The organism is Vibrio scophthalmi (assembly GCF_040869025.1).
Lineage (GTDB): Bacteria > Pseudomonadota > Gammaproteobacteria > Enterobacterales > Vibrionaceae > Vibrio > Vibrio scophthalmi.
Genome location: NZ_CP134272.1, coordinates 508,429 through 520,861, shown reverse-complemented (window position 1 = coordinate 520,861; position 12,433 = coordinate 508,429). Strand labels below are relative to the sequence as shown.

Below are 12,433 nucleotides of genomic sequence, written 5' to 3'. Positions count from 1 at the left end.
TTCGCTGAATAAAAAATCCTTTTCTCTTCCGTATAAAATAGCATACATCTCGGGGAGAACATTGCTCAGCAATCGTATGCGTTATCATTTGTCGCATCATTTTAAAAAGAAATGACAAAAATTGACCAAAAACAATAGAACAACCAGATCACTTATTTTATAATGCGAATTAATGTGTACAGCATATTGAATTCCAATAATTAGGGGCAAAAAATGAGACTTATCCCGCTTCAACAAGCAGCACAAGTAGGTAAATGGGCAGCAGCGCATATCGTAAAACGTATTAACGATTTCGCACCAACAGCTGAGCGTCCGTTCGTTCTAGGTCTACCAACAGGTGGTACTCCTCTAGCAACTTACAATGCACTAATTGAATTGCACAAAGCTGGCGAAGTTAGCTTTAAGCACGTAGTTACTTTCAACATGGATGAGTACATTGGTATCCCTGCGGATCACCCAGAGTCATACCGTTCTTTCATGTACAACAACTTCTTCAACCACATCGACATTCAGGATGAGAACATCAACCTGCTTGACGGTAACGCGGCTGATAACGAAGTTGAATGCCAACGTTACGAAGACAAAATCAAGTCTTACGGCAAAATCAACCTATTCATGGGCGGCGTAGGTAACGACGGTCATATCGCATTTAACGAGCCAGCATCTTCTCTGTCTTCACGCACTCGTATTAAGACTCTGACTGAAGAAACTCGTATCGCGAACTCTCGCTTCTTCGATGGCGACATCAACCAAGTACCTAAGTACGCACTAACGATTGGTGTTGGCACTCTACTAGACGCACAAGAAATCATGATTCTGGTTACAGGCCACAACAAAGCGCTAGCTCTAGAAGCAGCAGTTGAAGGTAGCGTTAACCACCTATGGACTGTATCTGCACTTCAGCTACACCCTAAATCAGTGATCGTATGTGACGAGCCATCAACTCAAGAGCTTAAAGTGAAGACAGTTAAGTACTTCCATGAGCTAGAAGCTGAGAACATCAAAGGTTTCTAATCTTTAGTTCACTCTATTGATGAAAAAGGAGGCAATCGCCTCCTTTTTGTTTATCTTTATTCATCGAGTCCAAAAGAACAGTAATACCGCAGCAGCGAGTAACCAAATGATTGTGGCGAAAGCTAACGTCGTCGGTAATTGATAACGATAACTCAGCCAATAAACCGCAAGTAAATACGCAGCATAAGGCAGTAAAGAAAACAGCCCAAACAACGCAGTTGCTCGTAGCCCCTCCATCCCTTTCTCTTCACCAACAATATAGTGTGCGATCAGAGCAAAAGTCGGAAACAGCGGTACTAATCCAGCAACGAAAAAGTATGGTGTGCGAGATAAAAGCGCAATAACCAATACAGCCAAAGCACCCAGCATACTTTTGAGAAACAAAGCCAACATTACAATGCTCTTCTAAGCGAGATTCATCAGCAATTGTTCATCGGTCATATACTTGTGTTTGGCACTCAGATTACGCACATGCATAAACATAAATTCAGGAAAACCAGGGGCAAGTAACGAGTTCGGTTCCCAACACACACCACCAATAAAAATGTAACGACCTTGTTTGCTGTCATCATGCAGAGGATTATTGAGTGGTGTCGATAATTCTGCTCGGCATCCTTCAATGACACAGACAATTTGCCCTTTTGCGATGCCCACAACGCGGCTAACGACATTGGCCTTTACACCACATTTCCACGCTTGACGCGTTGCCATCTCAAAACCAACTTTGCGCACACCTTTATGTACATTAACGATCAAATTCATTTTTCTGCCATTATTTTCATCCTTTAACGTTCAGAGTAACGTGGAAAGAAACAACAACACGACAGGTTAATTCCGGCGATTCTCACCAGATGAAAATTTCCCCAAAGCCTTTATGTCACCTGAATCATACGCCTGAGCAGATAGAATTCTTAAATTTGATACAAAGTTTTGCACCTATTACTTATCCGCCTCCTATACTTAAATCAGCATTTAGGCAGCCTTCTAGGAGCGTATGATGAATAGCATTATTTTCGCAGTACTGCTGCTAACCACTCCAGCCTCAGCCACCGGGCCCAACTCTTTACCTTTAAAATGTGAACTACTAGAAACCGCCGATACCTTTTTATTCTATCCAGAACAAATGGTGTACCGCAGTGAGCAATTTGTTCTTTTTCAAAACTTTAAAGGTAGAGTTATCACTCAGGTCGATGTAAATACTGGCGACCTCATTCGCACTACCTATCTTGGCAAAACCTATGAGCCAAGCTACCAAATTTTAAAAGGTCGATGCAAAGAGACAGTCCATATCCTGGATTTTTGGCAACTTGATCAAGCGCCATAAATGACTGCTGGTATCGGCAATTTATCATCCTAACTGATCGTACTCGTCGAGTATTATCACCGACAACAAAAGAGCGAGCGGATCATGACTCGCTCGCCCTTACTCACTTAAACACTGCGTTTCGTCATTAGTACGATGTCACCAATAACGCTCGTAGATAATATTACCTGCTTGAGCTGTACGATGCTTAGTAAGCCCCTTCTCGGTTAAGGTAGCGAGGGTACTTTTGATCATTTCAGGATTGCCGCATAACATAACAAAGCTTTGTTCGGCATGAAATTCGGCGTCGGTTGCTTGCATCAATTCACCACTCTCAATAAGAGCTGGAATGCGACCATGTAGCGCCTCTGGCACTTGCTCTCTCGACACGATAGGCTGGTAAATCAGTCGTCCTTGATACTGTTCAACTAACTGATTAATCAGGTAACGGTACACGAGGTCGGATTGATGTCGAACAGCATGAACCAGTACGATTCGCCGGTTACTTGGCCTAAAATTGAGATCATCAAGCAAAGCAAGAAAAGGCCCAATGCCGGTTCCAGTAGAAAGTAACCATAACGTATCACTTTGCTTTGGAATCGACTCAAACGTTAAGTCACCATTGGCTCTCTGACCAACAAAAATTGCTTGCCCTTCTTTTAGTTGATGTAAGCGCGGACTCAGTTGTCCATTAGGATCAGCAATAATCAAAAATTCCAACATATCACTGCTCGTCAGAGGCGCATTAACCAGCGAGTAAGCCCGGGAGATAGTATTACCTTCATCATCGAGTAATGCCAATTTGGTGAATTGCCCCGCTTTAAAAGAGAGGTTGGCGCCGCTTAAGCGAAGACTGAATATTTCCTTGGTCCAGTCGGTTCGCTTCGCAACGATCGCCTGAGAATAGCCTGTTATTTCATTCATCTTCACCTCTTGTCTCATCACCAACAGCGTTATTAACAGTTTAAAATATAGACCATTCGCTATTTTTTAAGCAGGTATTTTACTGTTGAGCGATAGTACTTCTCTTGGTTTGGCAAAGGGCTGATGTCATTGATCACACAATCAATCCGAGACAATAAATCACCTGTTGAGCGCTGATTTCCCAACAAAGACAATTGCATAAGTCACTGTTTTTATTTAGCCTTATTCGATCACCGTCATGAGTTCTGATCATGATGAGCTTTTTAAATTTCAAGCATCCCCTCTTTTTATCGTTGCACAGGAGATAAGCATCACCATGAGCAAAAAATTACTGCTGACCTTAGTCATCGCAGCAGGCATATCGACATCTACCCACGCCCAGCAAGACCCATGCAATAATCTTGATTTTACAGCGCCAGATCGGCTGTTTAACGCCGTTGAATACCAATGTTCTATTAGAGTCGGTGAAATGCTCAAAATGGGTGCAGATCCTAACGTGACTGACTATTTGCACGTGACGCCACTGATATATGCCGCCATCGAAGATCAATCATTGATCATCGAGCAACTCATTAAAGCAGAGGCTAACGTTGATGCTGCCACCCACTCAGGGGTCACCGCCTTAATCGCCGCGGCTAAAAATGGCAGCATTCATGCAGCGCAACAATTAATCGCTGCCAACGCCAAGCCAGATCTCATCGACGATAACGCAATGACCGCACTGATGTACGCAGCCAAAAACAACCATGCAGACATCGTCGATGAATTAATTAAAGCCAAAGCAAACCTCGATCTCGCTGACGAGCGAGGTTTCACCGCTTTAATGATGGCAAGCTGGGAAGGAAATGCCGCAATGGTTGAAAAACTGCTAGCAGAGAATGCCACTGTCGATATTCAATCATCCAATGGCTATAACGCTCAAACGGCCCTCATTTTCGCCAGCGATAAAGGCCATACTGAAACCGTAAAACAGCTACTCAAAGCCAATCCAAGAACTTATATAAGGGACAACTTTGGTAAATCCCCATTAGATTATGCCAAAGAAAATGGTCATGACGAGATTGTGATCTTACTTGAGCAGTACCAGCCACCTGCTTACTCTGTGCTGCCTAAAGATAAGGCGCTATGCCAACAAACTTTCAGTCAACAGCAGCAACAACCGCTATTTTATGCCATTGATCACGACTGCGCCGAAGCCGTGAATAAGCTCGTCAGCGAAGGGGCTAACCTCAATGCCATTAACGGTTATGGTTATACTCCGTTAATGGTGGCGGCGATCCAACGAAATCCTGTTATTGCACAATTGCTTATCAAGGCCAATGCCGACGTCAATGCAATAGAACCTGAATACGCTCGAACTGCGCTAATATTTGCGAGTTCTCGAGGTTCGTTGGAAGTGGTCAACCTGCTATTAGAAGCCGGCGTTGACGACATCAACGCAAAAGGCAAATGGGGAGACTCTGCTCTGATAGAAGCAATCTTTGATGATCACGTCGCCATAGTAGAGCGTTTAGTACAGGCCAATGCCAGTCTGGATATCTCCAGTCGTTACGACCTCAATCCATTAATGATGGCCAGTCTTCAATCGCCAAAGGTAGTCAAATATTTAATTAGCATTGGCGTTGATGTTAATGAGCAAAACAAAGAGACGGGTGAAACGGCACTGATGACCGCGAGTAAAAGGGGCCAATACTCTATTATTAAGCTACTAACTCGAGCAGGCGCACAATTGGATATCGAGAGTAAAAACGGGGCGACAGCCATGAGTATGGCAAGAAACCCCGAGAGTAAACTGAGATTAAAAATGGCTCGATACGAACAACTGGTACCTCAACTGCACAAGCAACTAGAACAAGCGGTATCAATCTCAGATCCAGAGGTGCAAAAACTGGTCAAACAAATTATCGACGTTGCTCCCGTCGGTTACCGGATGACATCGTTTGAACGCCGTTATATGGAAGATAAGGAATCGATGATTTCACTGCCAACAGACGCCTTCATCGTGAGACGGATGTACCACTAATCTTGTGTGCATACAAAGCCATCATCATCTGACCAGCACTGAGCATTCCCAAGGGAATGCTCTTTTTAATCAAGTTCCCTTTCATCTGCGCCTTTTGCTTTATAAAGCCAAACGATTTGCACTGTTCGCTTAGGGATGAACAAGTCAGCAAGTCGATGGTAAAATAAACGCTCGAACCGCTGTAAGGCCACATTAGGAATCGTTTCAATGTTACATGCACAAGCTTTTATCCAACAGGGTGTTCACTACCTACCGCATTACTTTACTGTACCGCTCAACTACAACGACGTAGCACAAGGTCAACTGACCCTTTTCGCTCGTGAAGTGCGCTTAGCCGGTGATGAGTTGAGTGATAAACCTTGGCTGGTTTATTTTCAAGGAGGCCCGGGCTTTCCAGCACAGCGTCCTAATGGCCACGGCGGTTGGTTGAAACGTGCATTACAAACTTATCGCGTGTTACTGCTTGATCAACGTGGCACCGGCAATAGCTCAGTAATATCGCACCAAACCCTTGCGTCATTCACGCCCGAGCAGCAAGCGGAGTACCTAAGCCATTTTCGTGCAGATAACATCGTTCGCGATGCCGAGACTATTCGTCAACAATTCGGTGTCGAACAGTGGGCGATTCTCGGTCAAAGCTTTGGTGGTTTTTGCTCATTGACGTACCTTTCGCTGTTTCCACACAGCCTATTGCGTAGCTACATTACGGGCGGTGTACCTTCAATTTCACGCCCGGCAGATGATGTTTACCGCGCGACATTTAAACGCACCATGGATAAGAACCAAGCCTTTTTTCGTCAATTTCCACAAGCGCAAGCGATGTGCCAAGCGATTGCCAATCATTTGATCGATCACGACGAGTTCCTGCCTAATGGGCAACGTTTTACCGTAGAACAATTCCAACAAATTGGCATTAACTTTGGCATGAGCGACAGTTTCATTACCACTTATTTCCAGCTCGAAAATGCCTTTGTCGAAATCAATGGCCAACCACAACTGCGCTACGAATTTCTTAGTGCGATGCTCGCCGAACAAGGCTTTCAAACCAATCCCATCTACGCCATTTTGCATGAATCGATCTACTGCCAAGGTGAAGCTTCAAATTGGAGTGCCCAGCGCGTACGTAGTGAATTGAGCCCATTTAATTACCAAAAAGGCCAACCGTTCTACTTTACTGGTGAAATGGTATTCCCTTGGATGTTTAAGCAATACGCCAATCTCAAACCACTGCAACACGCGGCAGAATTATTAGCCGTAAAAAATGATTGGCCTGCGCTGTATGATGCTAAACAACTGGCAAACAATACCGTGCCAGTGAGCTGCGCGGTGTACGCGGATGATATGTTTGTTGAAATGGACTATAGCCGTGAAACCTTAGCCCTGCTGGGTAATGCTAGTGCATGGATCACCAATGAATATGAACACAATGGCCTGCGGGCCGATGGTGAACGAATTCTTGATAAACTGATTGCTATGGGTGATCAAACCGCCGCTATGCTACAGTAACAGCCAATAAATTAAAGATTCGCACTTAATATCCATACCACCACGCCGCCATCTCGCGGCGGAGAATTATGTTAACAATATCCAACACTGTCACACTACAAGCATGGGAAATACAAATGACCGCCATCCGCGCCCAAGGTGCGGGTGGCCAAAACGTCAATAAAGTATCTTCTGCCATTCACTTACAGTTTGATATCAACCACTCTTCTTTACCTGCTTTCTATAAAGAACGCTTGCTGGCACTTAAGGATTCACGCATTTCTAAAGATGGCGTGATCACCATTAAGGCTCAGCAATTTCGTACCCAAGAGCAAAATAAAGAAGATGCGCTTAACCGATTAGCAGAATTGATCCGCGCAGCGACGGTGGTGCAAAAGCATCGTCGAGCCACCAAACCAACTCGCGGTTCAAAAGAGCGTCGTCTCAAGGCAAAGGGCATTAAAAGCCAAACCAAATCACTCCGAGGTCGCTTACGCGATTAAGGCGACCGTCAATAGGCCTAAGCTCACACAATGAGCTTTAACCATTTATTTTCAATGACATAGTTAATCTCTCGTTTTATGCTAAATATCTATATGCATTAGCCGTAAGTATGCTTAACTATGTCTGTCTCTGACGCTTCTGAACTTGAAACTCCAACAGCAATGACCGCCTCCCCTTTCACGGTGACTTTTAACCCCCAATCGATTGATTCACTGCGAGCTGGCCTGACCGTCTACCGCCATTTGCTCGAACAGGAAGAGGCCTTTGGCGATTTTTATTGTCGTATTCGTTTTTGCTTAGAAACAGGCAGTAGCGATGTATTAGGTGAGCTATTCGATAAACCGCTAGTCACGTTATTGATGCGCTATGTTGGTCATGACGATAAAGATATTCAACCTGAGCTATCACTAGCTCGAAGCTACTTACCGATGGAGAGTGTTTTTTTCCTCTTCGCTTGCCAACATCCTCAACTTGAGGCAGATATTGAGGCGACAGCTAAAGTGATGTGTCAAACCTCACGTCGCATCAATAACTCCTCCAATATGTGGATTTCAGATGCGGACGTCTTCGGCCTTCAAGCTCTGTTGATGATTGCAATGCATTACCCTCGACTGACGTATTTATTGGCGGGTTACGTCGTACCTAACTGGGACACAGAGCATGCTCCATACGGAGAAGAAGTACTTGGTGTTGTCGCAAGCCATTTAGGCTACAACGAGCATACTCTCAAAGCCTTTTGCTACTGTGATAATGCCAACGCTCAAGCCCAAATGTTCAACTTGAAATACACTGCATACGACGAGCAAAAACACGCACTAGGTGAACATTCTGCCTCGTTGCTGCAAATATTCCGCGAAGACCCACTAGAATTTGAACGCTTTAGAGCCGCATTAAAAGAGCGCTTTGTCGAACAAGACTTTTTACAGACCAATAATAATGGACGCGAATATTGCGAAAAGCCGATCGAACGGATCATGCTATCTATCGTTTCTCCCATCTCTTGGCATCGCGACAGCGATAATAATTTAGAAACACTAAGCCAAACCTTTATTGATAGTCCAACGGATGATGTTGCAGCCGATCTTACCCTAGAGATCGAGCAATACTTAGGCCGCCCAATCGTCGCACCAAAAGTGATTGAAGAAGAACCACTCGGTGACCTCTATTACACTTGGGGAACCGGTGAAGAAGAGTGGAAAGCCTTCGTATGTGAAGGCGTCGATAACGGTAAAGCGCTATGGCATTACATCGTTAGTGGGGAAAACCCACAAGTGCTCGATACCATTACACCATGTGATATAGAAACGGTAGCTAAAACGGCCAACTTTAAAATTAATCACCACATTCAGTATTTCACTGGTCCTTATGAATGTCTAGCCAGCCAATTAGAACATATTCTCTATAACCTGATCGCTGATTGGACGATGCGTAATCAAAGTGGCGAACCAAACGAAGCTGAAGGTCGATTCAAGCTATTTCGCCTGTTAGATGTCATTCATCGTTGGAATGACAAACACCCCTTTCACCCTGACTTTGTTTCTAAGATGGTGGAAGAATACCAGTTCTTTACCGATGCTGATTTCATCGCTCGTTTTAATGGTGATTGGCGCATTCTTTTTAACCGTTATGTGGAAAGTTTTTCCAGCTACAGCGGCAGTGTCGACCATAGTGACGCGATCGCTGTTTATCGTTTAATTGCTGATCATCGTGACCAAGTATTTGAACTTATCATGCAGGCGGATTTTGCTGATCATTATCATCTTGAAGTGCAGTTGACCGCTTGTGCTGTCATCCTCAATTTCGATCTAGAACAAGGTGTCTGTGATCAGCTTACTCAGCAAGTATCCGCGTTTTTATCCGCCCACTTACCTGTCGCCGCTCTTGCAGCCATTGATCATTATAGTCATTACGATGAGCACCAGGGATACGGCGATGAGTTAACCGATGAGCAGAAAGCGAGCTACCAGCAGCAACGTACTGCCATCGTAAACTACCTTGATGGCACACATCAGGATCAACAACTTGCCACCACCAGTCTTGCCGCTTATCAGCGATGCGACAGTTTCAAATATCAAGTCAACCCTGTGCAGCCCTACTACTTATTTATCTCCCACTTCCACAAAAGTGGGCAGAAATTACTGGTCTGTGCCGATGTTTATGCGCGTTATTTGGCGGCAACAACCCCAAATTCAACCGATGTCTTCAGTCGTAGATTCCTCGATCTTTGGTTGCTCATCGCGCCATTAAAAACCGCGTACCTGTTGTCCAAATTCTATGTCGACGAAGCACTAGAAACTCAAGTTCAATATGAGCATTTAGCCTCTCGCCTTGAGGTTCTATCACCTGTCACTCAGCAAGCTATCATAATAGAAAGACGCATCGACGACCTTTCATACTGGGAGGATAAGCAAGCGCTGCTCACTTCACTCTTTGATGACTATATTGCCCAAGCTGAAGAACAAAATGGCACCATTGAGCAAGCTTTAGCTCTGATACTGCCACGTCATAAACAAATCTTTATGCTCGAGCTGAAAAAATATGCTCCGCAGATCACCCTCCATTATTTTGACCAAGAAATCATCACGGTGATTTTGGCGCAATTTAAACGCTACATCACACGTCATAATTCACCAGCTCACGAACTCACTCTAGAACAACAGCAACATTTTGAGTTGTTCAACCACTATCTGCGCTTAGATCGCCTAGCCGATGAAACCGAAATTTCTCAGTTGACCTCCGTTTTGCAAACTGAACACGTCTCCACTTTAGAAGGTGAGTATGGTGAGGCTGAATTATCAACTCTATTCTGGTTTATCCAACCGGAGCGCCAAGCCAATATTATGAGTTTATTCGCTCATACGCCTCAACTGGCACTTAGCGAACTCTACAACGAACGAGAGGATGATAATCAAGAAAGCAAAGCACTGTGGTTATGTCAGAGAGCGTTGCAGTTGGGGGCTGAGCAGAGTCATCTATTGACCCTAATGGTCAAAAATGACTGGTTGAGAACTCTTAAACACTTCGCCCAACAAGACGATATTATTGAGCATCTAAATCAGCTCACGCTGGAAGATTTAGAAGCGACGTTAATCAAGTTGGCACAACAGGGCAAATTTGAACCGATCATCAACCACTATCACGATCATCGTTCACGCCATATTCGCGATCTCATCGCAGAGATTCAACTCGGCCGTTATGCACCTAAACCCAATCCTGGCATTGAAATTATGGATTACGGTATTTATGTTGACGGTCATGAAGGTGACGAGGTTGAAGGCACTCAACAAGAGGAGATTGAGCAGAGCGAATTCAAAACAATAGCGCAACTTGAGCATCGCCAGCAAAGTCATTTAGTTGAAATAGAGCTCAACCGAACCTTTGGTGTTCGTTTAGAATATTTTTCGAATGACGATGGTGAACAGGAGTCCCCACAACAAGTCGCATTAACAATTCGCCTACACCATCCTTATATTGCTCAGCAGCAAGGCTATGTCTCGGAATGGCAGAGCAGTATTGAAGTCGATTGCAGTGCCTTTATTGGCTGGACTATGTCACATAAAAGTTTATGTATCCCGGGAGTTTATCGTTTTGATATCTTTGATGATGCCGAAAACCTTATTGTGACAAAAACATTTCACGTAATGGAAAGCCGCCCAATACGTGTTAAACCGATCATTGATCTTTACCAATCCGACCAATTAGATAAGCAATCAATCGGTAGTGTAAATCTCAATAGAGAAGGCTTGGCGATTGTCGCACCGTGTCACGTTAATAGTACCTTAAACTTAAGTAATCGACTTACGACCAATATTGCTCAAGTATATTACTATCGCCAAAATAAAAGATTGGCCTTATGCGAGATTGAACTTAGCCATGATGTGGCTCAACATTGGTACCCTGCTGCAAACCAACTCGTCCCATCCATTGAGACACGTTTAAAGGGCAAACATTTATTACTGGGAACCACGGCTGCCGTTGAGAAAGCACTCGCTCAACCCAAATTATGGAAAAAGTTGCTAACCAAGGCGACGCCAGCTGCGGTGTTCCAACCGGATCCTTTGCAGGCCGAGAATGTGATTGGTTTACATCTCAATCAAAAAGGCGTGCAGGTGCTGTTTGGCTACTCAACCGAAGGGGAACTATGCCGCGTTCTTATCGTACATTGCAAACATGGCTTATTACGCCGATTCTATCTACATATGATGGAAAAACTCGCGATGAAAACCCTCGCTGAGGTAGGACCAAATCCGATGATATAAACGAAAAAGCCGCTTAACGATTAATTTAAGCGGCTTTTTAAATTCAATTTCTACGATGTTTATTGATTAGAAACGATGGTCGATCGAGAGGAAGGCACTTTTACGATCGCCTAAACCCACTTCACCGAGCAAGTACCAACTGTCTGTCACTTGATATTGCATCCCAAGCAGAGGATTCCACTTGGTGGTGAGATGCTGTTTGACAGTAAATCCACCTGGCATGTTAGGAGCAATATCATCTAAATTACCTTTCAGGGTCTGTTCTACATCTTGATACATAGCACCGGCCCATAAGCGGATCGGTACGCCATGTTTAGTAAGGTCGTAACCAAGACGTGGTGAAATCACAATAGCATCAATTTCACCATCAATGATCGAAAGCTTGGTCTTTGAGTAATTTAGATCAACCAAGCCAAATACATTCTTGTAACCACCAGCCAGAACAAAACCAACTCCTGCCGTATAGCCTTCAAGATCTAATTTAAAATCAAATTTATTTGGCGATGAACGACTATTCCGCTTCTTAATCGAAACTTCAGTTTTAGAGGAGCCTTCCAAAATACCGACTAACCCGTATACGTTAAGAAACGGGAATAACCACGCGTCAGCACGTAAAGTCATCACTTCCGTTTTCTGTATACCGTCATCGGCCTCTAATTCAAGCCCTAAAAAATCAAGTAATGGCATTCCAGTTAACTCTATCGAGTCAACGCTAATACCTTGCTCTAACGTCATATAACTCAGGCTAAAACCCACTGCTTTTGGCAGTTCATAGCCCAACGCTTCCGCCTCATCCTTCCAAATAGGCAGCGAAAAAGAATCAGCCTGCGCAGAAAAGGAAAACAGCGAGGTCAATAAAGTGGTCAGTAAGCTACGTTTAATCAAAGTTATGGCACATCAGCAAAATAATTAGCGCGCATC

At 44.2% G+C, this 12,433-nt stretch carries 10 protein-coding genes; 6 read left to right on the top strand and 4 right to left on the bottom strand.

Features of this window, described 5'->3' with window-relative positions; genetic code table 11:
- Nucleotides 1-213: 213 nt before the first annotated feature.
- Nucleotides 214-1,014, top strand: coding sequence for a glucosamine-6-phosphate deaminase (nagB, locus tag RJD38_RS17320; protein ID WP_009385983.1), 801 nt, complete (start codon nt 214-216; stop codon nt 1,012-1,014).
- Between the two features lie 60 nt (nt 1,015-1,074).
- On the opposite strand, the gene RJD38_RS17315 is transcribed toward nagB, so the two are convergent.
- Nucleotides 1,075-1,407 (bottom strand): GlpM family protein, encoded by a 333-nt coding sequence (locus tag RJD38_RS17315; protein WP_005593428.1) that lies wholly within the window; start codon nt 1,405-1,407, stop codon nt 1,075-1,077.
- A gap of 12 nt (nt 1,408-1,419) precedes the next feature.
- On the bottom strand, nt 1,420-1,776 hold the full coding sequence (locus tag RJD38_RS17310; RefSeq protein ID WP_005593427.1) for a hypothetical protein: 357 nt from the start codon (nt 1,774-1,776) through the stop codon (nt 1,420-1,422).
- Nucleotides 1,777-2,011: 235 nt separating this feature from the next.
- Here RJD38_RS17310 and RJD38_RS17305 point away from each other — a divergent pair, with 235 nt between their 5' ends.
- The gene (locus tag RJD38_RS17305) at nt 2,012-2,338 is read left to right on the top strand and encodes a hypothetical protein (protein ID WP_065431148.1); all 327 of its coding nucleotides are present in this window, start codon (nt 2,012-2,014) and stop codon (nt 2,336-2,338) included.
- 138 nt (nt 2,339-2,476) lie between these two features.
- On the opposite strand, the gene RJD38_RS17300 is transcribed toward RJD38_RS17305, so the two are convergent.
- Nucleotides 2,477-3,241 (bottom strand): ferredoxin--NADP reductase, encoded by a 765-nt coding sequence (locus RJD38_RS17300; RefSeq protein ID WP_065546713.1) that lies wholly within the window; start codon nt 3,239-3,241, stop codon nt 2,477-2,479.
- 238 nt (nt 3,242-3,479) lie between these two features.
- Between RJD38_RS17300 and RJD38_RS17295 the strand changes: the two genes are divergently transcribed.
- From RJD38_RS17295 to RJD38_RS17280, 4 genes are all read left to right on the top strand, one after another.
- Entirely contained in the window at nt 3,480-5,264 is a 1,785-nt protein-coding gene (locus RJD38_RS17295; RefSeq protein WP_065546712.1) for an ankyrin repeat domain-containing protein, read from the top strand.
- Between the two features lie 207 nt (nt 5,265-5,471).
- Nucleotides 5,472-6,770: an alpha/beta fold hydrolase gene (locus tag RJD38_RS17290; protein ID WP_065546711.1), complete on the top strand. Its 1,299-nt coding sequence runs from the start codon at nt 5,472-5,474 to the stop codon at nt 6,768-6,770.
- Between the two features lie 68 nt (nt 6,771-6,838).
- Entirely contained in the window at nt 6,839-7,252 is a 414-nt protein-coding gene (gene arfB / locus RJD38_RS17285) for an alternative ribosome rescue aminoacyl-tRNA hydrolase ArfB (RefSeq protein WP_005593419.1), read from the top strand.
- Nucleotides 7,253-7,372: 120 nt separating this feature from the next.
- Entirely contained in the window at nt 7,373-11,512 is a 4,140-nt protein-coding gene (locus RJD38_RS17280) for a DUF3859 domain-containing protein (RefSeq protein WP_065546710.1), read from the top strand.
- A 66-nt stretch (nt 11,513-11,578) separates the two neighbouring features.
- Here RJD38_RS17280 and RJD38_RS17275 read toward each other — a convergent pair whose 3' ends face one another.
- Nucleotides 11,579-12,397, bottom strand: a complete 819-nt coding sequence (locus tag RJD38_RS17275; protein ID WP_065546709.1) for a hypothetical protein — start codon at nt 12,395-12,397, stop codon at nt 11,579-11,581.
- Nucleotides 12,398-12,433 lie beyond the last annotated feature (36 nt).